This is a genomic window from Marinobacter sp. JSM 1782161, from assembly GCF_011421605.1.
In the GTDB taxonomy this organism is placed as follows: Bacteria; Pseudomonadota; Gammaproteobacteria; order Pseudomonadales; family Oleiphilaceae; genus Marinobacter_A; species Marinobacter_A bohaiensis.
In genome coordinates, this window is record NZ_WSSA01000003.1 from 21,058 (window position 1) to 44,328 (window position 23,271).

Consider the following 23,271-nt stretch of genomic DNA (forward strand, 5'->3'; position numbering starts at 1 on the left):
ATCTCAGCCCAGATTCCCTGAGCCCGACAAGCGGCTCTTGATGATATCCATCATAAAACATGTCGTTGTTAGACTGGACAAATATAAATGATAACGATTATCGTTGCGTTTATGATGAACGAGATCATTCACTCGGTGACGGAGGTCGACAGCTTGCAACAGTGGCAGTCCCTGATCGTTGCCGGTAACACCGCCTTCGAGCGCGCCGACTACGAAACCGCCGCCACCCGTTACCGGGCCGCCTGCGAGCGGGCCCTTGAGCTACTTGCGGAATGGCACGATGCCGACGCGGTCACTGCGGCCCTGTGCGTCAGCTACCAGAACCTGGCGGATACCTATCTGGATCAGTGCCGGGTGCGCGACGCCCTGGAAACGTACCGGCGACTGCACGAGGTGCTGGAGCTGGCTTACCGCAACGGCAACGCCAACCGGCGCAAGGCCGCCCTGAGCGCCAGCCGCCGCACCGTAACCGACCTGATGTGCATTATTCAGTCCCACACGCTCAATTCCGACTACGCTAAAGAAATACTGAAAGACGTCACCGCCTTCCCCCGGAGCCTCGTCAATTGAGATGGCGTTCCGGCGCGATGGCGCGTTCGGCTTTCGGTGTGCCGATTCAGATACGGCCCCATGCAGTGCCGTTCTGAATCGAAGCAATGCACAAGCAAAGATGTATTGAGCCGGAAAAGGGACGCGTTCTAAACCAGCGAAAGAGGAGTCAAAGCAATGCTGAGCAAACTCACAGCGTGGTATGACCGGGCCTTTGGTGTCGATACCGTCGCTGCCCACTGCGACATTCCGTGCAAGATCTACGACCCCATCAGTGCCCAGATCGCCGCCCTGAGCGTGCTGCGTTTCATGGACCTGATCGGGGAAATGGAAGGCAAGGATTCATTGACCGTCGCCGACCACGCGCAACTGGCCCGCCTGGTCCGCGAAAAGGAAGACCACGCCGAAAAGGCCAAGCACGAAGTCCGCGTGATCTGGGGGGACTACTTCAAGCAGCCCCAGTTCGACCAGTATCCCGACGCCAGCAGCCTGGTACACAGCATCATGCTGGCTGGTTCGGCCTGCAAACAGGGTATCGAGCGGGAAAAGGGCGAGAAGTTACTGGAACTGATCAATGAATTCGCCGACGCCTTCTGGACCACCAAGGGTGTCAGCACCTTCAAGGCGACCTGCCCGTACCCGCCCAACGAAACCGTGGTCTACCCGAAACTGAACTGATGCGCATCCGGCTCTTCAAAGTCACCGGCGAAAGCATGTTGCCGGACCTCGGTCCCGGCAGTTTCGTGATCGTCTTCGGGCGCCGCTCCCTGGCGCTCAGGGTGGGTGACGTGATTGTGGCCGAGCATCCCGCTTACGGCCGGATCGTCAAGCGGATTACCGCGATCCAGCCTGATGCAGCGCTGATGCTGGCCGGCGACAATCCCGCGAAGAGCACCTCGACGCAGGCTATGGGCGCGGTTCCCCGGAGTCGTGTACTGGGAAAAGTGTTCTGGCGGATTCCCTCTGCGGGTCACGCCAAGGACGCATCCGCCCGGCCTGTCGCGCGCCAAGGAAACCTTACCGACGGATAAATGGAGACAGACAATGAACCGCAGTAGCAAAATCCTGTTCACGGTCGGCCTCATGCTGACCGCCACTACCGCCGCCGCCCACCCGGGGCACGCCGAAGGCGGCTTTGCCAGCGGCCTGATGCACCCGCTGCTCGGGCTTGACCACCTTCTGGCGATGGCCGCAATCGGCCTGTGGAGTATCCGCCAGGGCAACGTCATGAAGTACGGCACACCGCTGTTCGTGATCGGCGGCATGTTTCTGGGCGCGGGCGTCGCCTGGGCCGGCCTGAGCGTACCCGGTGTTGAAACCGGCATCGCCCTGTCCGTGCTGCTTGCGGGCGTACTGCTGGCCACCCTGGTCAGGTTGCCGACCGCCGTCGGCGGCACGCTCGTGGTCGCCTTCATGATGTGCCACGGCTACGCCCACGCCGCCGAAATGCCGGCGGGCGCGCACATCGCCGCCTACATGGCCGGTTTCGCCCTGGCCACCCTGGGCATCACCCTGGCCGGTCGCGGTCTGGGCGCCCTGCTGATGAAGACCGACAGCCGCATCACCCGCGGCATTGGCGCCATTCTGGCTGCCACGGGAGCCGTCCTGGCATCCTGATGCCCGCCGTCCGGAGCCGCCTCTGCGAGGCGGCTCCATCCTTCCTGTGCAACGTTCACCGTCTTTTAGCAACCCACGCGTGCGCTACGCGCACCGACGCCGGAGTTTCGTCAGTAACACGGGCATCAGCAGGATCAGCACCGTCAGGCGCAGCAAATGGTGGGAAGTCACGAACGCCGGTTCAATACCCAGGGACAGCGCCACCAGGCTCAACTCGGGCGCCCCGCCCGGCATGTAGGCCAGTAACGCGGCGGCGGGGGAATAGCCGGTTACCGCATGGGCCAGCCAGGCGGCACCGACCGCGAGCAGGATCAACAGGAAGGCCTGCAGCAGCGCCAAAACCAGAGTAAATCCGACGCTGGCCAGGGAAGTCCCGGCAAAGCGCACGCCGATCGACACGCCGATCACCACCTGGGCCAGCGCCACAATGAACGGCGGGATGGTCGCTTCGCACACCCCCGTAATATGCAGCGCCCCCGACACCAGCACCGGGCCGAACAGCAGCGGATTGGGCAGACGCACGAGGCGCCCCAGCCAGGCACCGAACACACCGGCGCCCACCAGCATCGCGGCATCCACCGGCGCCGGCATGGCGAACCAGCGGGCCACCGTGGCCGTCGGAGTCTGCAGGCTGACGTGACCGATCAACTGCAACAGCGGCGGAATCGCCAGCAGCAGAACCAGGATACGCACCGCGTGAGTCAGCCCGACCACCCGTAGGTCGGCGTTGGAGTCGGCCGCCATCAGCGTCACCGTGGACACGCCGCCGGGCATGCCCGCGTAGATGGCGGTGTCCATGGAATGACCGCCCACCCGGCGCAGCAGCCACACCGACACCGCCATCATCACCGCGGTGCCCAGCAACATGATCGTCATGCTCGCGGCCCAGCGACCGACGTCGGTCGCCATCTCCGGCGTGAACGCGCCGCCCAGCAAAACACCAATCACCACCAGTACAAGCCGGCGTGAAGCCTTCGGGGCCGGCAGCGCCCGGCCGGCCAGACTGAGGAGCGTGGTAACGATCAACGCCCCCAGCAGCCAGGGCAGAGGCAGACCGGCGGCGTACGCCAGCCCTCCGCCGCAGACACCGACCGCCAGAGTGGGCAGCAGCCGCCCACCATCCGCGATCCGGCCCTTGAGCGCCGCGCTCAAGGGGTCACCGGCACGTCAGGCATGGACCGGCGTCTTGCGACTGAGCAGCTTGGGCACCAGCCATGGCAGCACCAGCAACAGCACCGCCGCGATCCACAGGCCAATGGAGATGCCGGACTGCCAGAGAATGCCCGCGTCGCCGCCACTGATCGACAGGGCCCGGCGCAGGTTGTCTTCCATCAGACCGCCCAGGACGTAGCCCAGGATCACCGGCGCCAGGGAGAATCCCAGCTTGCGCAGCGCGTAGCCAAAAATACCGATGATCAGCATCAGGTAGATGGCCATCAGGTCCGAGTGCAACTGGTAAACCCCGACGAAGGCCAGGATGGCGATAGCCGGTACCAGTACCCAGCGCGGGATGGTCAGCACCTTGGCGAAGACCCCCGCCAGCGGCAGGTTCAGGGCCAGCAGCACGATGTTGCCGATGTACAGCGAGGCGATCAGGCCGCCCGCCACTTCGGGCCGCTCGGAGAACAGCATCGGACCCGGCGTGATGTTGTAGAGCATCAAAGCGCCCAGCAGCACCGCGGTGGTGCCGGAGCCCGGAATCCCCAGGGTCAGCATGGGCACGAAGGAGCCGGCCGCTGACGCGTTGTTGCCTGCTTCCGGCGCCGCCAGACCGCGCATGTCGCCGGTGCCGAAGGTGTTGTCCTTGTCGGACAGCCGCTTCTCGGTGGTGTAGGTCACCGCGCCGGCCACCGAGGCGCCGGTCCCCGGCAGCACGCCGACGATAAAGCCGATCACGCCGCTGCGCAGCATGGTCCACTTGCAGTGCAGCAGCTCCTTGAGACTGACCATCACCCGGCCCAGTGGCGGCATGGTATCGCCCGCATCCTGACGGTTGGCGTGTTCCAGCATCAGCAGGATCTCGCTGATGGCAAACAGGCCGATGATCATCACCACGAAATCAATGCCGTCGTACAGCTCGGCCATGCCGAAGGTGTAACGCATCACGCCGGTGCCGGAGTCGACACCGACCATGGCGATCAACACGCCCAGCACGGCCCCGATACCGGTCTTGATCGGGTCCTTGCCCATCATCACCGCCATCGAGGAGAACGCGAACACCATCAGCGCGAAGAATTCAGCGGGGCCGAACATCACCGCGACTTGCGCCAGCAGCGGCGCAAACAGGGTCAGGCCGATGATAGCGATGGTGGCGCCCACGAAGGAGCTCACCGCGGACAGCCCCAGCGCCGGCCCGGCCAGTCCTTTCTTGGCCAGCGGATGCCCGTCCAGCGTGGTCATGACCGCGCCGGCATCGCCGGGCACGTTGAGCAGGATGCTCGACATGCGTCCGCCGTACTCGGCGCCGGTGTAGACCCCGGCGAGCAGGATCAGGGCGGATTCCGCCGGCAGCCCCAGCGTATAGGCCAGCGGCATCAGGATAGCGATGCCGTTGATCGGACCGATGCCCGGCAAGGCGCCGAACAGGGTCCCAAGCAGCGCGCCCAGAAAGGCGAGCCCGAGGTTCATCGGACTCAGGGCGACTTCAAAACCATGGATCAGGAAATCGAACATGCCGGACACCTCAGTTGAAATCGGGCAGCCAGTGGCCGCCTGGCAAGGCAATGCCCAGGCCGAGGGTGAACAGGTAGTAGCTGCCCACGGCCATCAGGATTCCGCCCAGCAACGCCTTCGCCCAACTCGCCTCGAACAGGCGCGCCAGGGAGAGCACCGTCAGGAACGTGGTGATCAGGAAGCCAAGACGGGTAAACAGCAGCGCATAGGCCAGCAGGACCAGCAACACCGCCACCAGCTTCAGGGTGGTGCGCTTGTCCGGCCATTCCCCGTTCTCGCCGGGTCGGAACACCAGCACCAGCGACAGGCCGGCCAATAGCGCGGAAAGCAGCATAGGAAAGGCCTTGGGCCCGACCGGCTCGTAGCTGAAGGTGACCTGGAACTGGCTGGCGTTGAAGGCGGCAAAAGCCGCCAGACCGATCAAGGCGATTCCCAGAATACGGTCGGCGGCGAGTCTCATTGCGTCAGTCCTACTTCTTTGGCGAGTTGCTTGAACTGGACCACCTGGGCCTTCACGTAGGCGTCGAAGTCATCCCCGAAACGGTTCATCGGGAACAGGCCCCGGGCTTTGCGCATCTCGGCGAACGCGTCCTTGCCGGACAGGGTTTCCAGACGCTCGACCCAGGCGTTGTAGTCCGCGTCGGTGACTTCCGGCCCCATGTAGTAACCGCGCCAGATGGGCCATTCAACGTCGTAGCCCTGCTCGGTGGCGGTGGGAATATCGGCGTAGGGCCCGCCCATGCGCACGTCGGACAGCGCCGCCAGCACGCGGATCTTGCCGCTTTCCAGGTGCGGACGCAGCTCGGACAGGTCACCGGTGAACACTTCGATGTGATCGCCCAGCAACGCGGCCAGGGACTCTCCACCGCCCTCGAACGCTACGTAGCGCAGTTGGCGCGGGGACACGCCGGCCGCCTTGGCGGTCAGGGCGGCTTTCATCCAGTCCTGGCTGCCCACGGTTCCACCGGCGCCAAAGACAACGCCGTTCGGGTTCTTCTTCAGGTCGCTCATCAGATCGCCCAGGTTCTGCCAGGGCGCATCCGCCTTGACCACGATGGCACCGTAATCCACGCCCAACGCGCCCAGCCAGCGCACTTCGTCGGCGTCGTACTGGCCGAACTTGCCCAGAGCCAGGTTGACGGCGGCACCGGTGCTCGCGGCCACGATCAGGTTGGGGTCGTCGTCACGCACGCCGTTGACGTGGTTGTAGGCCACGGCGCCGATGCCGCCGGGCATGTAGCTGACCATCATCGGCTGGTCGATCAGCCCGGTCTCCTGCAGGCCGTTGGCGGCCAGGCGACAGGTCAGGTCATAGCCCCCGCCCGGCTTGGCGGGCGCGATGCATTCGGTGGTTTCGGATTGGGCGTGAGCGTTACCGGTCATCAGTGCGGCACCCATGACAAGCGGCGCAGACCAGCGCAGGAATGCGGAGTTGAATTTCATGTTGGACTCCTGTTGTATTTGTTTTCCGCAAGGTCGTCCGGAAACGTCCCTGCTGTTCATCGTGTCGATGACCCGAGCCATTCTAGGGACGCAACCTGTCATCAACCTGTCAGCCGTCCGTCGTCGTCATGTCCCTCTTTGCGAGACCTGAGCCATGCGCCTGCTAATCGTCGAAGACGATCCGCTGATTGCGGATTCACTCACCCAGGGCCTGGGCCCGCTGGGCAACACCGTCGAGGTGTTTACCCGCCTGAGCGAGGCGCGGGCCGCGCTGGCCCACAGCCATTTCGACCTGGTGGTACTGGACCTGGGGCTGCCCGACGGCAACGGCCTGTCGCTGCTGGCGGACATCCGCAAACGCGGCGACGCCACGCCGGTGCTGATCCTGACCGCCCGTGACGGGGTGGCCGAGCGCGTGGAAGGCCTGGATCTGGGCGCCGACGATTACCTCACCAAACCCTTCTCGCTGCCCGAGTTGCAGGCCCGGGTCCGCGCCCTGCTCCGTCGCAGCCAGCAGCGCACCGATAACCGCCTGCGCTTCGGCCCGCTGTGTTTCGACCCAGCGTCGGGCGAAGCCACCCTCCATGGCCAGCATCTGGAACTGCCGCCACGGGAACTCGGTCTGATCGAGGGGCTGCTGCTTCACGCCGGGCGCATCGCGCCGCGGGAACAGCTGATCGACCGTCTGTTCGGTTTTGGCGAGGCTGGCCCCAACGCACTCGACCTCTACATCAGCCGACTGCGCAAGCGCCTGCAGGGCAGCGGCGTACGCATCCGCACCCTGCGAGGCCTGGGCTATCGACTGGAGGACGATCCCGCGTGATCGCCATCGACGGCACCCTCAAACGGCGCCTGGCCGCCTGGCTGCTGGCCGCCGTCGCGGTGCTGGGGTCGTTCCTGCTGGTGGAGGCCTACACCAGCGCCGAACGCGCCGCGGACCGGGCTTACGACAGCCAGTTGGAAGCCGCCAGCCTGACCATCGCTGAAGCCATCCAGTGGCAGGACGGCCGCCCGGTCGTGGAGATCCCCGCCGCCGCCTTCCAGATCCTGGCCACCGACCAACAGGAACGGGTGTTCTACACCCTGCTCGACACCGGCGGCCGGGAGGTAACCGGCAACCTGGACGGCGTGGTGACCGATGCCCTGCGCGAGAGCGCCCAAAGCGAGCCGGTGTGGCGCTTCGTCGAGGTTCACGGCACCCCCATTCGGCTGTACGGGCGCGAACTGAAATCCGCCGGCTGGGAGTCGGTGGAGCCGGTGCAGATCTGGGTGGGGCATACGCTCTCCGGCCGGGACGCCCTGGCCCGCGATCTGTTCATCCGCGCCCTCACCCGGTTCGTGGTGATGGTGATCCTGACCGGCTTGCTGATGCTGCTGGCTATCCGCACGGCACTGCGGCCGGTGCGTCGCCTGCGCCAGTTGATCCGCCAGCGCGAAGCCGACGACGTCAGCCCGCTCAATGCCCGGGTGCCGGGCGAACTCTACGACATGGCGGAAACCCTGAACGCGCTGTTCGAGCGCCAACGGGAAGGCCGGGACGCCCTGCTGCGTTTTACCGCCGACGCCAGCCACCAGCTCAAGACCCCGCTGGCCGGCCTGCAAAGCGCCAGCGAGCTGGCCCTACAGAGCGACCAGCCCGACGACTGGCGCCGCGCCCTGCAAACCGTCCACGACAGCAGCGCCCGCACCAGCCGGCTGGCCAGTCAACTGCTGAGCCTGGCGCGGCTGCGCCACGCCGAAGACAGCGCCCGCCATCGCATCGATCTGGCCGCCCTGCTGCGGGACACCACCCTGGAATGGGCGGAACGGGACCATGCCCAGCACCACGACCTGGGGTTGGCCGCGCTGCCGGCGTCGGCGGTGTGGATTCAGGGCGAGGCCTGGTCCCTGCGCGAACTGACCGGCAACCTGATCGACAACGCCTTGCGCTACACGCCGCCGGGCAGCGAAATCACCCTGGGCCTGCAACCGGAGACGGAGGCGGTCGTGCTGTTCATCGAGGACAACGGCCCCGGCGTCAGCCAGGACGCGCTCGATCGACTGCATCAACCATTCGAGCGCGGCGGACGGCAGGACACCGAAGGCTCCGGCCTGGGCCTGGCCATCGTCGACTCCATCGCCCGCCGCCATGCGGCATCCCTGACAATCCGCAGCAAACCTGGGCGCGGTCTGTGGGTCGGCATCCGCTTTTCCCGGACGTCTGGAGAGGTTTCGGCATGATGCCATTCCACCGATTATTCTTGCGCACCGCCCTCCAGGTCGGCCTGCTGATACTGTGCCTCATGCCCGCGATCCTGATCGCCCAGTCGCGGATGACGGTCACCGTTTCGGCGGCGCTGGATCGCCAGGTGGTCGCGCCGCTACTGGAGGCCTTCCGCAACGCGCACCCCGAGGTCGAGCTGGTCTATCACGACGACTCCACCCTTGAGGTCGACCGCCGGGCCCGCGCCGCACAACCGGCGCCGGACGTGGTGATCAGCTCCGCCATGCCCTGGCAGATGGCGCGGGTCAACGACGGGCTGGCACAGCCGCTGGACAGCCCCAGTGCCCGGCAGTGGCCGGACTGGGCCAAATGGCGCAACGAAGTGTTCGGCTTTACCTTCGAGCCCATCGTCACCGCCTACCGTCTGGATCTGCCGCGCCACATGAAGCCGCCGGAGACCCACGCCGACCTGCACACCCTCCTCACGACCCACAGTGACCTGTTGCGCGGCCGCGTAACCACCTACTCGCCGTCGGGCAGCGGCATCGGTTACACCCTGGCCCAGCAGGACGCCCGCTACTCTCCCCGGTTCTGGGATCTGGTCGCGGCCATGGGCGCCACCGGTGTAAAGCTGGAGAAAAACACCCGCGATATGCTCAGGGGCCTGTCCGACGGCACTTACTGGGTGGGCTACAACCTGCTGGGTTCCTACGCCATGCACTGGGCGCGCAGCCATCCCGAAATCATCGTGCAGATTCCCCAGGACTACGCCCTGGTGATGATGCGGATGGCCTTCATCCACCGGGACGCGCCGCATCCCGCCGCCGCCCGGGTGTTCATGGATTTCCTGCTGAGCGAGGCCGGCCAGAAAACCCTGGCCGGGCGCACGCCGCTATTCAGCGTGCTGCCCGACGTTATCGGCCCCTACACCGCCCAGCGCCTGCGCGACCAGGTGGGCGAGCGGCTCTATCCGATTCCCATCAACGCGTCCCTGCTGGCGTTCGTCGACCCGCTGCGCCGCGAGCTGTTCATGCGCCGCTGGAACCGGGAGATCCAGATCCTCAACCCCTGATCCGCTTCGCAGACTCACGCAGCGATCTGGCGGCGCCTGACGCCACCAACTACACTTAATAGACAAGCCTTCGAAAAACAGGAGGGCGATATGAGCCATGCCATGAACGGCCATTACGGCTCGAAAGAGCAGGCCAAGAACGTGTGGGACGACCTGATTGCCTCGGGCATCCCGCGGGACAACATCTACATCGACGAAGACGAACACGTCATCCGGGTGATGATTCCCGACGAGGAGCGCCGGGAAATCCAGGAGATTTTCGACCGGCACCGGGTAGCCTGAACCCTGGCCAATCGCTTCGGCCGGTGGGGCATCGGCCGAAGCCCCTAACCCCTGACCGCCACTCCGCTGACCGCATGACGTTCAGAGCATCGGCACCACGGGCGCTGTCGCGTTCATCAACAGCACCACACCCAGCACCAGAATCAGCAGACCGCCGCACAGGGCCAACCCCTGCCCCAGCAGTGCCTGCCAGCGCGGGGGCGTGCGCGATGCAAGCCGGCCGGCCTGGTTGCGGGCCAGCACGGTGAACGCCGCCAGCGCCGAGGTGGTCAGGGCGGTGCCAACGGACATGGCCAGCGTCGCCGCCACGCCTACCCACCAGTGCCCCAGCATCACGGCAACGCCGAGGATCATGATGGCGCCGCTGCACGGGCGCAGGCCGATGGAGACAATCACCCCCAGACTTTCGCGCCAGTCGTGTCCCACATGGGCCGGATCCACGTGATGGTCCCGGCCGCAGGCGCAGATCGATTCCATCGCCGCCGCGTTGCTCGCAACAGGTCGCATGGTGACCGGCGACGGTTGGACAGCCGCCGAGCCCGCCGGCCCAAGCGGCTGGAACACCGGCGCCGCTGCGGATTCTTCCCGGGACGGACGCAGTAACGCGGGCAGGCGCCGTAACGCCCGCAGGCTAAGCCAGCCGCCCAGCGCCGCCACCAGTCCGTAACTGATGCGCTCGACCACCACCGTGTCGGCCATGGCGTGGCGTGTCAGCATCCCCAGCCCGATCACCAGAATGCCCACCAGCGCAATCGCCACCACCCCCTGCAGAAACGCGGCAGCCACCGTCAGGCGAATTCCTCGCGCCAGTTCCGCCCGGTGCACCAGCAGGTAGGTCGAGATCACGGCCTTGCCGTGCCCCGGCCCGACCGCGTGGAACACGCCGTACCCCAGGCTCAGGCCCACCAGCGTCAACAGGGTGCCTATGTCCATCTCGTGGGAGAACTGCATCATGTTCAGGGACAGCCCGCGCTGCAGGGAGCGCTGCCATTCCAGCATCTGGGCCAGCAGCCATTGCGCGGCAACTTCGCCGGACGGCGTCATCAGTACAGCGGCCAGCGCCAGCAGCGGCAGGAACGCGATCAGCAAGCCTAGGGAGCGGGACATGTCAGCTTTCCGGTGTCGGCGAACATTTTCCCGAAGCCGTCCGGCGCCTGGCCGGTAACATCAATGGCCGCCGCCTCGGCCACCAGCTTCGGATCGGGATTGAAATGCACGATGTCAGCGGTGCAACCTGCCGGCGCATTGCCCAGGGTCAGGGGCTGGTCGATCTCGTTGTCGTACAGGAATTCAATGAAATAGGTGGGATCGTAGACCTTCCAGCTCAGCGCATCGCCGTCCGGGTCCTGCGGTTCGGCCAGCGGCAGGACAAACCGGAACTCGATGCGCTGCCCGTCCAGGAAGGTGGTGTACTGGGTCACCGTGCCCAGATCCAGCGCCTGATCGCCCCGATACACGTGGGTCAGGTAATGCTGTTTGGCGATGTTGCCGATGATCTCACCGCCCAGCCCGTCCAGTTTTTGCTGCTGACTCCTGGCATCGCCCTCACGGGACAGCTCTTCCATCAGGGTCAGACTGTACATCGGGTCCAGCGTCCAACGCTGCTGGAGCGCGGTCACTCGCCCCGCGTCGTCGAACAGCACGCGGACGGTGTAGTCGACCCAGCCGTGGGGGTGAGCCTGGGCGCTGGGCGCCAGCAGCCAGAGCGGGAGCAGGCAGGTTAGCAAGAGACGGCGCAGCAAACGGCCAGCGCCCGGGCGAACAAACGGCATAGAAGGTCTACCGGTCAATCAGTGATCGATGCCGGTGCAGCGGCGAGAGATCAGGAATCACCGCCGGTCGGCATCCGGCGGCGGCCATTATGCAACACTATAACATTGCTGATCCAGGCGGGAGAGTGAGGTGGGACCATGATGAAGAGATTCGCGCACTCAAAAGCACGGACTCACGACACCCTGTAAACCAACACCTCACAAGTAGAGTGCTCTTCCTCAATGTAATCAATGGTCTGCCGATCCAGCAGCGCCCACTTGCCCTGCGCTTCCAGATCCTCGGTGAATCCCTTGTAGCCGTGTTCGTTCCAGGCTTCGCTGCGCACGGTGAAGCAGATGATGCCGCCCGGCGTGGTGATGCGGATCAGTTCGTGCAGCGCCTCGGGGCCGACGTGGGCGAAGGTGAAGGTGCCCACGCTGATCAGGGCGCTGTAGCGGTCGTTCGCGACGGTCAGGGTCTTGTTCAGGTCCGCCTGGAACAGTTCCCGGTAGACGCCCTTCTTCTTCGCCTCGTCGAGCATCGCGTCCGAATAATCCAGTCCTTCAATCGCCGGGTAGCCACTGTCCGACAGGAGTGCACCAACAATGCCCGTTCCACAGCCCACATCCAGGATTGTGCCCGCTTTGTCGGTGTGGAATTGCTGGAAAATGGATGCGGTGGTCGCGGGGGCCTTGTAGCCCATTTCGTTGAGCAGGTCGTTGTCGTAGCTGCCCGCCCACTGGCTGTAGAGATCCCCGAGCGCCTCGGGGCTTTTGGCGGTGATGGCGCTTTCAAGAATTTGTCGTCTTCCCATTACAGACTCCTTCTTTTTGACGAATCACATGGTTAGGGTACAGCACGAATTGGGCCACTCTCGATGCCACCCACACCAAGTGCTGACTGCTGCTCACCCGTCGAAGATCAGTAGCCCCGCACGCCGTTGATACGGTGACATTATCAGCGCCCCTCTCTAACGGTTATTGACCAGCCTCAAACCAGAACTCAATCTCATCCGTCGCCTGCTCGAACGACGCCGCATGCTCAACGCCCGCCGGGACGTGGTACCAGTCGCCAACCCCATAGCGCTCGTTCCGGCCTTCGATAGAGAGCAGCAACTCGCCACGAATGATCACCCCGTGGTTGTCAGTGTCATGGGTATGGGGCGGGATTTCGGTGCCGGCGGGATAGGACGCAAACAACACGTCGGCCCCATCGGCCGCCAGTCGGTAGGCATCAAAGCGTCCGTCAAACAGCGGTAGCGTTCGAATTTTATCGGGGTACTTCCCTGGCACCTGTCACCTCCCTGGTTTCCTGGGTGTGCCGATCAACAATAGTGCGGTCGGTCGCAAAGCGGCGGCGTCCATTGACGGCCTCGTGCCGGAACCCGCCGACTCTCTCAATGTAGCAGGAAAACAAAACACCCCGGGCCGACCAATCGCGCCGCAATTCCGGAGTTGGGCATGGGATTCGATGCTGTTCTTGGCGATCGTGGCGGTCGGGGGAGCGCATTGATCAGCCCCAGGTAGTCTACGCGGAGCCGGTTGAGGACTGGGAGTAAACGAAGCGATCAGGGAGACGCGCAAGCAACGACGTTCGGTTTAGCTTTCACCCCAGGCAGGAGATTAAGCTGGCCCCTTCCCCCGGAATTTAACGCCCTGGCTTTGAGGCGTGGCGGAGCGCCAGAACAGGCACGCCTGACAATTGCCATTGGTTAAACGCTTGCATGCGCACACCCATGCGCATAGGATCAAGCTGTGTATTCTTAATCTCCCGGAGGCTCTCATGGCCGAACTCTATAATTCAGCCGCCCCCAAAAAAGCTGCGAACCTCTCAATCAATAGCGATCTGCTGCGTAAAACCCGGGAGCTGAATATTAATTTGTCTGCCACCCTGGAACGAGCGCTGAAAGAAGAGCTTTCGAAACGCGAAGCCGCACAATGGGTTGAAAAAAATCGCGCTGCGATAAAAGGTTACAACGATTTCGTCGAACAACATGGATGCTTCGGCGACGAATTCAGGGAGTTCTGATGGCACAGTTCGATGTGTACCCCAACCCGAGCAAAATCAGCAAGGCTCACTACCCTTACCTAGTAGATATTCAGAACAGCCTCCTGAGCGATTTGGCCACTCGCATTGTTATCCCTTTGGGAAAACGCTCTGCCTTCGGCGGCGAAGCCATGCAAGGGCTCACTCCGGAAATCAGCTTTGCCGATCAGGAGCTGTTGCTGTTAACTCCGCAAATTTCCTCAGTGCCCGAAAAACACCTCAAGAGCCCTATTGGCTCCCTCTCACATTTCAGAGATCAAATTGTTGGCGCTCTGGATCTGGCTGTCACCGGCATATAGCGCTTGCAGTAACCGGCGCCGGAGCGCAGCGGAGGGAGCCAAAAGCGCCCCGCTTTTGGCGTCCGGTTGACTGCCTGGTTATACGGCATTTCTTTCCTGTTCAAGCACCCGCGTGAGCCGATCAAGATTTTGCTCATTTGCTGGTCCAGCCCTTTCTTTGACTACCTGGGCAGTTCGAGCATCTTCAAACATTTGATTCCAGGTTATTTGCGTTCCATCAGCCTCGACAGTGAGCTCAACTGTGAGCCAGAAATTTGGCGGGCAGTCATGGTGAATGACTATCTTCGAATTGGGTTCAAGCACTTCGAACTTGCTCTCGTTCTGGTGCTCGGTTCCGTCTGGAGCGTGCATTATGAACTTCCAGCGCCCCCCTTCCCTGAAATCATGAATTTCGAAGGTATTTGAAAAGCCCTCAGGCCCCCACCATGCCGCCAACAATTCAGGCGAAGCAAACGCCCCGTAAATTTCTTCTGGGGAGAAAGGTAAAATTCTGGAAGTATGTAGCGTTCTATCGTCAGTCATGCTTGGAACTCCGATTTTGTGGGGTTCGTGCCGTATAACGACTTTGCTTTGCGGCGCACCGGAGCGAAAGCGCAGGTGCGTCCGACAACAGCCGCTTGTTATAAATCATAGCCACCATTGAAAATAACCCGAAAGCTTTCTAGCTGGTGCTTTTTAATTTTCTGTTCCATTGCGTCTTTACCGACTATCCCCTTTATTCTCCGGAAAATCGGGGAATACTTTTCTATCCAATAGTGATGCTCAAGATTTTTAAGCCAATTGGTGTCTGTCTCATCCGTCGGAAATTTTTCAAGTAGATTTAGATATACGAAAATTGAGTACGAAAGAATCGAGATATTGTGAAGAAGCGAGAGTAGCGCCTCATTACATGCCTCATTGGACTCTAGTTCTTTGTTCGAAACTGCATAAATTATCGTTCTTAAAGGCAACCCGCGATACTCCTCACCGAAGCATCCATTGTTGAACGGCAAATCCAAGTTTCTTTCAAGCTGCTGGTCCAGTCGGCCTAAAGCTTCTCGGATAACCAACAACTTTTGTTGATAGGTATTGGATTTAAAACTCTTATAGACAAGATAGCCTGCAAGCAAGGCAGCTGCAGGCGCAAGTACACCGCCGAAGTACGTTCCGAAGCTAGCCCAATCTTGATTGTTGGAGCTGATGGTTAGCTGGCCATTGCTCAGCATGGCCAGAATATAAACGCCCCCAACGACAAGAAGCAGGATGATGAAGCCAGCCAAGCTAAGACGGAAATCGCGCAAAAGTTCCCCTTGATTTATAACAGTGATTAGACCGCGTTCCGCAATATCGAATATACGAGAACGCTAGATAACAACACAGCGCCCGCATTCTGACTTTCTAAAATTTACCGAAAAATCAGGATGCTAAAACGATGAGCACAAAGGAGACACCCAATAACGAAGCACGCCACATAACAGCCTCCCTGCCGCTCGTTTCAACCACTGTAGCCAAACCTCACACACCCCAGCAAGGTCACTTGTTGCCCAAAGAACTATGCTGTCAGAGAGGCAACCCAGCCTCTTAAGCGCATATAACGTCCGCCCCATCCGCATAGGAGACCTATCCCATGCGCGCCATGGTCCTTCACCAGCAACACCAGCCCCTGACACTGGAAGACGTTCCCGCTCCGGCACCCGCCGACGACCAGATCCTGATCCGGGTCACCGCTTGCGGGATCTGCCGGACGGACCTGCACGTGGTGGATGCGGATCTGAAGGAGCCGGTATTGCCGCTGATTCCGGGACATCAGATCATCGGTGAGGTGGCGCAACTGGGGGCCGCGGTGACCGGTTTCGAGGTGGGCCAGACGGTGGGCGTGCCCTGGCTGGGCAGCAGTTGTGGGCAGTGCTGGTTCTGCACCCACGAGAAAGAGAACCTGTGCGACGCCGCCCGCTACACCGGCTACCAGATTCCGGGCGGGTTTGCGGAGTATACGGTAGCCCATGCGCGCTACTGTTTCCCGGTGCCGGAGGGCTTTTCGGACCTGCAGGCAGCACCCCTGCTCTGCGCCGGTCTGATCGGCTACCGCGCCTATCGGCTGGTGCAGGACCGCCAGCGGATCGGGCTCTACGGCTTCGGGTCAGCGGCCCATATCCTGATTCAGGTGGCGCGGCACTTTGGCCAGTCGATCTACGCCTTCACCCGCCCCGGGGACCGCGAGGCGCAGGACTTCGCCCGTTCCCTGGGGGCGGCCTGGGCCGGGGATTCATCCCAGTCGGCGCCAGAGGCACTGGACGGCGCCATCCTTTTCGCCCCCGCCGGCGAGCTGGTGCCGACCGCACTCCGGGCCGTGCGCAAGGGCGGACGCGTGGTCTGTGCCGGCATCCACATGTCGGACATTCCCGGTTTCCCGTACAGCATTCTCTGGGGCGAGCGGGAGATCTGTTCGGTGGCCAACCTGACCCGGCGCGACGGTGAAGAGTTCCTGCCCCTGGCGGCGCGCATCCCGGTCGACACCACTGTGCACACCTACCCGCTGGAACAGGCCAACCAGGCGCTGGACGATCTCCGGACCGGTCGCTTCACCGGCTCCGGCGTGCTGGTGATCTGAGGCTCAGCGGCCCGGCCTGGCCACGCTGGCGGCGGTGACCGCGTTCCGGCAGCGCCCGGTGGTCTCAAATTCTTCCATGTTCGCCAGGGTGGTGGCGACGATGCCGTCCAGCGCATCGCGGGTGAAAAACGCCTGGTGAGCGGTGATCAGCACGTTGGGGAAGGTCAGCAGGCGGGTGAACACGTCGTCCTGGATCACCCGGTCGGACAGGTCCTCGAAGAACAGATCGCCCTCCTCCTCGTAGACATCCAGCCCCAGGTGACCGATCCGGCCGGATTTGAGGCCCTTGATCACCGCCCGGCTGTCCACCAGGGCACCCCGGCTGGTGTTGATGAGCATGACGCCGTGTTTCATGGTGTCGATCAGGTGGTGGCTGTCCGGTGTGAGCGGGCAATGCAGGGACACCACGTCTGAGGTGCGCAGCAGCTCGTCCAGGGCCACGTAGCGCACGCCCAGCGCCGTGCACGCGGGATTCTCGTAAGGATCGGACGCGATCACCGTCATGCCGAAGCCGGTGAGGATGCGGGCCAGCACCTCGCCGATTTTGCCGGTGCCGACGATGCCGGCGGTCAGGCCGTGGAAATCAAAACCCATCAGCCCGTTCAGGGCAAAGTTGCCGTCCCGCACCCGGGCGTAGGCGCGGTGGGTCTTGCGGTTGAGTGACAGCATCAGCGCCACTGTGTGCTCGGCGACGGCGTAGGGCGAATAGGCCGGCACCCGCACCACCGCCAGCCCCAACGCGTCGGCGGCGCCCAGGTCAACGTGGTTGAAACCGGCGGAGCGCAGCGCAATCAGCTGCGTGCCACCGGCTTTCAGGCGACGCAGCACCGGTTCCGACAGATCGTCGTTCACAAAGGCGCAGACGGCGGGATAGCCGTCGGCCAGGGACACAGTGGTGGGATTCAGGTGAGGCTCGAGAAACGTCAGCGCGTGACGGCCTTCGGTGTTGTTGGCTTCGAAGACCTCACGCTCGTAGGGCTTGGTGTTGAAGATCGCAACCTTCATGACAGGCGTCCTGCGTTGTCGATTAGGCTTGGATCTTAACTTTAGGCTGTTTATCAAGGGTAAGGAAGCAGGCAGGCACCCACACAGGCGCCTACCCAGTCGAAAAGCGTTCTAACGGTACTTGCGGTCCCGATCGATCAACGGCACTTGGGTTCCGAAGTAATAGCTCAGCGAAAGGTTGAACGTGTCGTCGTGCGGTGATGACGTATAGCCCAACGATACTTCCGTCGATTCGCCCAAGGCATCCGGTTGATGTGACAGAGCAACCGAGTAGTTATCCCGTGAATCCATACCGCTACCGGAAAGCAGCAGCTTGGTGTTGTCTTCCGGGTACCATGCCACTGAGCCGGTCCAACTGTTCGCGTCATCGACCGGGTCTTCAACGTCTACCAGCGTTCGCTGGAATCCAAGGGTGAATCGATCAATGTAGTACTCACCAAACGCCGAGTACTGGTAAGACTTCAGATCGTCCGGAACCGCCGGACTGGAGCTGTCAAAGAAGGTCTTGGTGTACGCCGCCGACACACCCACCTTGCCCAGATCAAAATCTCGCAAATAGATGCTGCCACCAAATCCCAGATTGTCAGCGTCCAACTGATTACTGCCGGAGTCAGCCTGACTGGTTTGGCCCCCCACAAACGCGGACGATCCGACATATCCGAAGAGCGGAAGGTTGATGGTACCGGAAAGATCGACCGAGTCACTGTCGCGGTCTTTGGTATAACCTGCACCAACCTCGTAGTTGGTATCGAGTACGCCACCTTGCTCCCCAGCCAGTGCCAGCGTGGGCACCAGGAGCAAGCAGCCGACAAACGTTCGAGTCACAGCGAGTCCTTATTTTACGTCGTCCATAAAGTCACAGAAGATACCTCTCAGGGCTCAATCTGTGCGCTGTGGCGACAGTATCATTCTACCACGATCCTGCCAATTCCGTCGTTTTGGAGCCCTGATTCGAAACCTTCGACGCAGGAGGCGATTCAAACGTACGGAATGATCGACTCCCCATACAGCGCCAACTCTTCCAGCAAGTGCCGGTCGCGGTCTGAGATGTCCGGCGACTGCACCCGCTGCTGGATGTCGGCGAAGAAGCCTTCCAGGGAGCGCCAGCCGGCCTTGGGCTGCATCAGGCGTTGCTGACGGAACTGTTCCCAGCGTTCCTGCTCTTCCGGATCGAGCGTATGCGGGAAATTGCGGGCACGATAGCGGAAGACCATTTCCGGCAGGCGCGGGTCGTCGAAAGTAGGCACTTCCTCGCCCATCACCTCAACCGGCTGCTTGAGCAGCTGCTCCAGGCGCTTGCGGTCGGCCGGGGGCAGGAACCCGCCGGCGTAGAGCTGTTCGTCCGGATCGGTAAGGTCGCCGGGGCCATCGTCCTGTGGAGCGAAGGCGTTGGCGATGGTCTCGGCGATGCCCGGGGCGTTGCGCAGTTTCTGCAGGTTGGTGCGCAGCACGTCGCCGTCCAGCTGCAGCTCGCCCAGGCGCTCGGGCGTGAGGGATTTGAGCATGGCGCCCGGCGCCAGGATCGGGCACTTGTTCAGGTGCACGGCCTTGAGGGCGAAGCGCTCCTCGCCTTCGCCCAGATCCGCCTGGGACGAGAACACCCGGCGGCGGATCTCGTCGGCGTCGGCCCCCACCAGTTCGGCGGGATCGTGGCGCAGGTCGTAGACGATCACCGCGTTCTTGTTGACCGGATGCTGGGCCACCGGCGCGACCATGGCGCAACAGCCGATGGACGCCGGATACTTGCTGGAAACGTGGAACACCGGTTTCATGGTGGCCAGGTCAAGCATGGAGCGGGCGGAGTGCTTGTCCTTGTGCTCCAGCACGTACTCGAACAGCTTGGGCTGCTTCTCCTTGATCAGCCGGGCCATGGCGATGGTGGCTTCCACGTCCGACATGGCGTCGTGGGCGGCCTCGTGGGCGATGCCGTTGGCGGCGGTCAGTTCCTCCAGGCGGAAGCTGGGCGAGCCGTCTTCCTTCTTGGGCCAGTTGATGCCTTCCGGGCGCAGGGCGTAGGTCAGCCGCACCATGTCGATGATGTCCCAGCGGGAATTGCCGTTCTGCCACTCCCGGGCGTAGGGATCACGCAGGTTGCGGTACAGCGTGTGGCGGGTGACCTCGTCGTCGAAGCGCAGGCTGTTATAGCCCACGGCGCAGGTGCCCGGCTGGCTGAAGGCCTCGTGGATCATGTCGATGAACTCGGCTTCCGGATAGCCTTCGGCCTGCGCCTGCTGGGGCGTGATGCCGGTGATCAGGCAGGCCACCGGATCGGGCACGTAGTCCTCGGTGGGCTTGCAGTAGATGACCAGCGGGTCCTCGATGATGTTGAGGTCGGCATCGGTCCGGACTCCGGCAAACTGGGAGGGCCGATCGTGGATCGGGTCGGCGCCGAAGGTTTCGTAGTCGTGCCAGTAAAAGCTCTTGATCACAGTGTCCGGACCTCTGCGGGGTTCTGCCAGTTTGGTCGCCGAGTGTAGCAGAGCCGCCGGGGGGGATCAGTAGGCAGGCTTCTTTTAGAAAAGTCCTAAACCACGGTCGATGTACTCGGTCCTCGCCCGGGGAATCCCGTTCTGCAACGCCTGCAGATCCAGCTGCATGGCGGTGGGCACGTTGAGGAAGACGCCCGCTGCCGCATCGATCGCACCGCCGGTGCCATCCTGCCACTGCACCGCCTGTTTCTGGAAGGCGATGAACAGGTCGTCGGTGAAGCCGGTGGTGCCGTCGCCGTTGTCCTGGCCCACATCGAGGGTCTGCAGGTTGGTCAGGGGCGCGCACTGGGTGTTCGTGGCGCAGTCGGTGGCGGCGTCTGCCAGGCCGACATAGGTCGCGCGGGTCTGGGTGGCGTTGCCGTTGGCGTCGAACAGTTGCGCGGCGGAGACGTTGCCGTCCGCGTCTTCGAGCTGGATGCCGAGGTGGCCGGAGAAACTCTCGATATCGCCCGACAACGTCCCGCGCGCTTGATTAAAGCCGACCCGGAAGCCGATGACCTCGCCGTTCTCCTCCGCCAGCTCGATGTACGGATCACGGCCGACGAAGGGCACGATCTCGTCGACGGCGTAGGTCTGGCCGTCGATCTGGACCCGATTGGCGTCGGTGGCGATGTGGCCGAGGGAGAGCTGGTCGATCAGCACGTCGGTGCCGTCGCCGGTGTCACCGAAGGCCAGCGATGCGATGTTGGTCTGCACCTCCGCATCCAGCCCCAGCGTGATTCGGGTGGTGCGGTTGGCCGCGCTCCCGCCCAGATCCACGGCGATCATGCCCTGCCCCCGAACCTGCTCCATTTCCTGTTCGGAAATGGGCCGCAGCTCCGCATCCACCGTCCCGGCCAGCATCAGGCCGAGCAGTGCCGGGGCCACGCGTGCACGCGTTTCCCTGTTCATGTTGATGGTCTCTGTGTCGTTGAGCATCCGCCCCTTATCGGCTACCGCCACGCCCGTCGGTTCTTGTTGTTGGATTGGACGCGTTACCCGGGGCTTTTTCTTGCTTGCGATCGGGACTATAGGCGGGCAAACCCGGCGGGACAGTGAGAGATGTCACATCGGGCCAATGGCCCGACAAGGCAATCCTGAATCTGTGATGAATCTCTTACAATAAATTACATTTGAGACAACAAAAGAAACAGTGATTAGGGCATCATCACTTCCTTTCGCCTGTGCCGGTTATCCGATCGGCACGCTCAAGTCCGGTGCCAATTCGGTCGTTGATTACAGATAACAATTCAGCACTGGCGACACTCCTTTCCCGACGGGTTAGATCGCATGAGCTATCGAGTCCTCATCTGTGACGACTCCGCCATGGCGCGCAAGCAGATGGCCGACGCCCTGCCTTCGGCGGCGGTCACGGATCTGGCGTTTGCCGAAGATGGCGAACAGGCCCTCGGGCTGATTCGCCAGGATCGATGCGATCTGCTGTTCCTGGATCTCACCATGCCGGTGCTGGACGGCTACGCCGTGCTGGAGGCCATCGCCCGGGAAGACCGGCCGGTGATGACCATCGTGGTGTCCGGCGATATCCAGCCGGAGGCCCGGCGCCGGGTGCTCAACCTGGGCGCCATGGATTTCATCCGCAAGCCCACCGACGCCGCCGAGATCCGCGACATCCTCGCCGACTACGGCCTGATCTCCCCCGCCGAAGCCGCCACGGAAACCACCGCTGTCGAACGGGCCACGGCGGACGATACCGGCGAGGAAAACCTGTTCGGGCACCTGCAGGAGCTGGCCAACATCGCCATGGGCCAGGCCGCCGATCTGCTGGCCCGGCTGCTCAACGTGTTCGTCAAACTGCCGGTACCGCGGGTGGACATGCTGGCGCAGAGCGAACTGGCCATGGCGCTGGGCGCGGTGGACGAGCGTGACGCCTATTCGGCGGTGTGCCAGGGATTCAATGGCGGCGGTATTGCCGGCGAAGCGCTGCTGCTGTTCTCCGACGCCAGCTTCAATGACATGACCCGCCTGCTGGGTTACGAGGAAGACGACCGCAACGCGCTGGAAGTCGAAGTCCTGATGGACCTCTCCAGCATCCTGTTCGGCGCCTTCCTGCGGGGGCTGGGCGAGCAGCTGGATCTGAACCTGGGCCTCAGCCACCCGGTCGTGCTGGGCCAGCACCGCCAGATCGGCGATCTTCTGGAATATCACCAGGCCCGGGACCAGCAACTGCTGTGCGTCGAAATCAATTACGCGATTGAGGATTACAACGTGGTCTGCGACCTGCTGATCCTGCTGACCGGGGATTCCCTGCCCCGACTCGAGACCGCCATCCACGGAGCGAAGGCGTCCCGATGATGGCCAAACCCGAAGACCTGCAGGAATTCCACTGGCTGATGGACATGCTGGAAACCGTGGAAGTGGGCCTGGTGGTCCTCGACCACGACTACGGCGTGCACGTGTGGAACGGGTTCATGGAGAACCACAGCGAGATCACCGCCAGCCGCATCAAGGGCCGCAACCTGTTCGAGACCTTCCCCGATCTGCCCGAGCCCTGGCTGCGACGCAAGCTGGAGTCGGTGCGCCTGTTGCGCACCCGCGCCTTCACCACCTGGGAGCAGCGCCCCTACCTGTTCCACTTCCGCAACACCCGCCCGATTACGGGCACGGCGCCGTACATGTACCAGAACCTGACCATCAGTCCCCTGTGCGGCAGCGACGGATCGGTGCAGATGTACTGCCTGATGATTTACGACGTGACCGACATGGCCGCCGGCAAGCTGGCTCTGGAACGGGCCAACGACCAGCTCAGCCGCCTCAGTGAAACCGACGGCCTGACCGGGCTGCTCAACCGCAATACGTGGGAAAACCTGCTGGAAGCGGAATACGGGCGCTGCTGCCGCTACGGCAACGAATCGGTGCTGGTGATGTTCGACATTGACCGCTTCAAGTCGGTGAACGACACCTACGGCCACGTCACCGGGGACGAGGTGATCCGGCGCACGGCCCAGATCCTCAAGGCCAACCTGCGCCATGCCGACCTGGCCGGCCGCTACGGCGGCGAGGAATACGCCATCGTGCTGCCGGAAACGCCAATCGACGGCGCGGTGGTGTTGTGCGAGCGCATCCGCCGCACCATCGAGACCACCACCGTGGACGTCGGCTCGGCGCGAATCCAGTGCACCATCAGCATGGGGCTGGCATCGATGACCGAGGATATCGACAGCGCCCGGGAGTGGATCGAGCGCGCCGATACGGCGCTCTACGCGGCAAAAACCGGCGGCCGGAACCAGATCCGGGTCGCCGGGCAGTGAGCG

General features: G+C 62.9%; 27 protein-coding genes. 13 read left to right on the forward strand and 14 right to left on the reverse strand.

The features are described from left to right. Positions 1 to 87: 87 nt before the first annotated feature. The 4 genes from GQB00_RS12780 to GQB00_RS12795 all read left to right on the forward strand — a co-directional run bounded on the left by GQB00_RS12780 (position 88) and on the right by GQB00_RS12795 (position 2,166). Positions 88 to 570 carry a hypothetical protein gene (locus GQB00_RS12780; protein WP_165856630.1) on the forward strand — a complete coding sequence of 161 codons (483 nt, stop codon included), beginning with the start codon at positions 88 to 90 and terminating at the stop codon, positions 568 to 570. 156 nt (positions 571 to 726) lie between these two features. Beyond that, positions 727 to 1,227 (forward strand): superoxide dismutase, Ni, encoded by a 501-nt coding sequence (gene sodN, locus GQB00_RS12785; protein ID WP_111497660.1) that lies wholly within the window; start codon positions 727 to 729, stop codon positions 1,225 to 1,227. Next, a complete protein-coding gene (sodX, locus tag GQB00_RS12790; protein ID WP_165856631.1) occupies positions 1,227 to 1,580 on the forward strand; it encodes a nickel-type superoxide dismutase maturation protease in 354 nt (117 codons plus the stop codon). Before sodN ends, sodX begins: the two co-directional genes overlap by 1 nt. A 13-nt stretch (positions 1,581 to 1,593) precedes the next feature. Further along, positions 1,594 to 2,166 (forward strand): HupE/UreJ family protein, encoded by a 573-nt coding sequence (locus GQB00_RS12795; protein ID WP_111497662.1) that lies wholly within the window; start codon positions 1,594 to 1,596, stop codon positions 2,164 to 2,166. An 84-nt stretch (positions 2,167 to 2,250) separates the two neighbouring features. Here GQB00_RS12795 and GQB00_RS12800 read toward each other — a convergent pair whose 3' ends face one another. Genes GQB00_RS12800 through GQB00_RS12815 form a run of 4 tightly spaced genes read right to left on the reverse strand, consistent with a single transcriptional unit; the run spans position 2,251 to position 6,282 of the window. Then, the gene (locus GQB00_RS12800; protein WP_165856632.1) at positions 2,251 to 3,318 is read right to left on the reverse strand and encodes an AbrB family transcriptional regulator; all 1,068 of its coding nucleotides are present in this window, start codon (positions 3,316 to 3,318) and stop codon (positions 2,251 to 2,253) included. 15 nt (positions 3,319 to 3,333) lie between these two features. Next, positions 3,334 to 4,839: a tripartite tricarboxylate transporter permease gene (locus GQB00_RS12805; protein WP_111497664.1), complete on the reverse strand. Its 1,506-nt coding sequence runs from the start codon at positions 4,837 to 4,839 to the stop codon at positions 3,334 to 3,336. 10 nt (positions 4,840 to 4,849) lie between these two features. Next, on the reverse strand, positions 4,850 to 5,299 hold the full coding sequence (locus GQB00_RS12810) for a tripartite tricarboxylate transporter TctB family protein (protein WP_165856633.1): 450 nt from the start codon (positions 5,297 to 5,299) through the stop codon (positions 4,850 to 4,852). Further along, on the reverse strand, positions 5,296 to 6,282 hold the full coding sequence (locus GQB00_RS12815; RefSeq protein WP_165856634.1) for a Bug family tripartite tricarboxylate transporter substrate binding protein: 987 nt from the start codon (positions 6,280 to 6,282) through the stop codon (positions 5,296 to 5,298). Before GQB00_RS12815 ends, GQB00_RS12810 begins: the two co-directional genes overlap by 4 nt. A 154-nt stretch (positions 6,283 to 6,436) precedes the next feature. On the opposite strand from GQB00_RS12815, the gene GQB00_RS12820 reads away from it, so the two are divergent. From GQB00_RS12820 to GQB00_RS12835, 4 genes are all read left to right on the forward strand, one after another. After that, positions 6,437 to 7,105 (forward strand): response regulator transcription factor, encoded by a 669-nt coding sequence (locus GQB00_RS12820; RefSeq protein ID WP_111497667.1) that lies wholly within the window; start codon positions 6,437 to 6,439, stop codon positions 7,103 to 7,105. Next, positions 7,102 to 8,502 (forward strand): sensor histidine kinase, encoded by a 1,401-nt coding sequence (locus GQB00_RS12825; RefSeq protein ID WP_165856635.1) that lies wholly within the window; start codon positions 7,102 to 7,104, stop codon positions 8,500 to 8,502. The genes GQB00_RS12820 and GQB00_RS12825 overlap by 4 nt, the downstream gene beginning before the upstream one ends. A gap of 20 nt (positions 8,503 to 8,522) precedes the next feature. Beyond that, complete coding sequence (locus tag GQB00_RS12830) at positions 8,523 to 9,557, forward strand: ABC transporter substrate-binding protein (protein WP_228276808.1); 1,035 nt, start codon at positions 8,523 to 8,525, stop codon at positions 9,555 to 9,557. A gap of 90 nt (positions 9,558 to 9,647) precedes the next feature. After that, positions 9,648 to 9,839: a hypothetical protein gene (locus GQB00_RS12835; protein ID WP_111497669.1), complete on the forward strand. Its 192-nt coding sequence runs from the start codon at positions 9,648 to 9,650 to the stop codon at positions 9,837 to 9,839. An 81-nt stretch (positions 9,840 to 9,920) separates the two neighbouring features. Here the strand turns inward: GQB00_RS12835 and GQB00_RS12840 are convergent, their stop codons facing one another. The 4 genes from GQB00_RS12840 to GQB00_RS12855 all read right to left on the reverse strand — a co-directional run bounded on the left by GQB00_RS12840 (position 9,921) and on the right by GQB00_RS12855 (position 12,883). Beyond that, positions 9,921 to 10,946, reverse strand: a complete 1,026-nt coding sequence (locus GQB00_RS12840; RefSeq protein WP_165856636.1) for a nickel/cobalt transporter — start codon at positions 10,944 to 10,946, stop codon at positions 9,921 to 9,923. Further along, positions 10,931 to 11,611, reverse strand: a complete 681-nt coding sequence (locus GQB00_RS12845) for a DUF1007 family protein (protein WP_165856637.1) — start codon at positions 11,609 to 11,611, stop codon at positions 10,931 to 10,933. The genes GQB00_RS12840 and GQB00_RS12845 overlap by 16 nt, the downstream gene beginning before the upstream one ends. Positions 11,612 to 11,784: 173 nt before the next feature. Then, positions 11,785 to 12,405, reverse strand: a complete 621-nt coding sequence (locus GQB00_RS12850; protein ID WP_165856638.1) for a class I SAM-dependent DNA methyltransferase — start codon at positions 12,403 to 12,405, stop codon at positions 11,785 to 11,787. A 163-nt stretch (positions 12,406 to 12,568) separates the two neighbouring features. Next, positions 12,569 to 12,883, reverse strand: coding sequence for a cupin domain-containing protein (locus tag GQB00_RS12855; protein WP_165856639.1), 315 nt, complete (start codon positions 12,881 to 12,883; stop codon positions 12,569 to 12,571). Between the two features lie 490 nt (positions 12,884 to 13,373). Here GQB00_RS12855 and GQB00_RS12860 point away from each other — a divergent pair, with 490 nt between their 5' ends. Then, a complete protein-coding gene (locus GQB00_RS12860; protein ID WP_165856640.1) occupies positions 13,374 to 13,619 on the forward strand; it encodes a type II toxin-antitoxin system CcdA family antitoxin in 246 nt (81 codons plus the stop codon). Continuing rightward, complete coding sequence (locus tag GQB00_RS12865) at positions 13,619 to 13,936, forward strand: CcdB family protein (protein ID WP_165856641.1); 318 nt, start codon at positions 13,619 to 13,621, stop codon at positions 13,934 to 13,936. Before GQB00_RS12860 ends, GQB00_RS12865 begins: the two co-directional genes overlap by 1 nt. Before the next feature lie 78 nt (positions 13,937 to 14,014). Here the strand turns inward: GQB00_RS12865 and GQB00_RS12870 are convergent, their stop codons facing one another. Together GQB00_RS12870 and GQB00_RS12875 are read right to left on the reverse strand one after the other, a co-directional pair. Beyond that, positions 14,015 to 14,458 carry an SRPBCC domain-containing protein gene (locus GQB00_RS12870; RefSeq protein ID WP_165856642.1) on the reverse strand — a complete coding sequence of 148 codons (444 nt, stop codon included), beginning with the start codon at positions 14,456 to 14,458 and terminating at the stop codon, positions 14,015 to 14,017. A 98-nt stretch (positions 14,459 to 14,556) separates the two neighbouring features. Next, the gene (locus GQB00_RS12875; protein WP_165856643.1) at positions 14,557 to 15,216 is read right to left on the reverse strand and encodes a hypothetical protein; all 660 of its coding nucleotides are present in this window, start codon (positions 15,214 to 15,216) and stop codon (positions 14,557 to 14,559) included. A gap of 326 nt (positions 15,217 to 15,542) precedes the next feature. Here GQB00_RS12875 and GQB00_RS12880 point away from each other — a divergent pair, with 326 nt between their 5' ends. Beyond that, the gene (locus GQB00_RS12880) at positions 15,543 to 16,526 is read left to right on the forward strand and encodes a zinc-dependent alcohol dehydrogenase family protein (protein WP_165856644.1); all 984 of its coding nucleotides are present in this window, start codon (positions 15,543 to 15,545) and stop codon (positions 16,524 to 16,526) included. Between the two features lie 3 nt (positions 16,527 to 16,529). On the opposite strand, the gene GQB00_RS12885 is transcribed toward GQB00_RS12880, so the two are convergent. The 4 genes from GQB00_RS12885 to GQB00_RS12900 all read right to left on the reverse strand — a co-directional run bounded on the left by GQB00_RS12885 (position 16,530) and on the right by GQB00_RS12900 (position 20,911). Beyond that, entirely contained in the window at positions 16,530 to 17,531 is a 1,002-nt protein-coding gene (locus GQB00_RS12885) for a 2-hydroxyacid dehydrogenase (protein WP_165856645.1), read from the reverse strand. Between the two features lie 111 nt (positions 17,532 to 17,642). Continuing rightward, complete coding sequence (locus tag GQB00_RS12890) at positions 17,643 to 18,356, reverse strand: hypothetical protein (protein WP_165856646.1); 714 nt, start codon at positions 18,354 to 18,356, stop codon at positions 17,643 to 17,645. 152 nt (positions 18,357 to 18,508) lie between these two features. Beyond that, positions 18,509 to 19,960 carry an exodeoxyribonuclease I gene (gene sbcB, locus GQB00_RS12895; protein ID WP_111497678.1) on the reverse strand — a complete coding sequence of 484 codons (1,452 nt, stop codon included), beginning with the start codon at positions 19,958 to 19,960 and terminating at the stop codon, positions 18,509 to 18,511. A gap of 84 nt (positions 19,961 to 20,044) precedes the next feature. After that, entirely contained in the window at positions 20,045 to 20,911 is an 867-nt protein-coding gene (locus tag GQB00_RS12900; RefSeq protein WP_165856647.1) for a hypothetical protein, read from the reverse strand. A 378-nt stretch (positions 20,912 to 21,289) separates the two neighbouring features. Here GQB00_RS12900 and GQB00_RS12905 point away from each other — a divergent pair, with 378 nt between their 5' ends. Both GQB00_RS12905 and GQB00_RS12910 read left to right on the forward strand, forming a co-directional pair. After that, positions 21,290 to 22,312: a response regulator gene (locus GQB00_RS12905; protein ID WP_111497679.1), complete on the forward strand. Its 1,023-nt coding sequence runs from the start codon at positions 21,290 to 21,292 to the stop codon at positions 22,310 to 22,312. After that, complete coding sequence (locus tag GQB00_RS12910) at positions 22,309 to 23,268, forward strand: GGDEF domain-containing protein (protein WP_416234159.1); 960 nt, start codon at positions 22,309 to 22,311, stop codon at positions 23,266 to 23,268. The genes GQB00_RS12905 and GQB00_RS12910 overlap by 4 nt, the downstream gene beginning before the upstream one ends. The last annotated feature ends 3 nt before the right edge of the window (positions 23,269 to 23,271 follow it).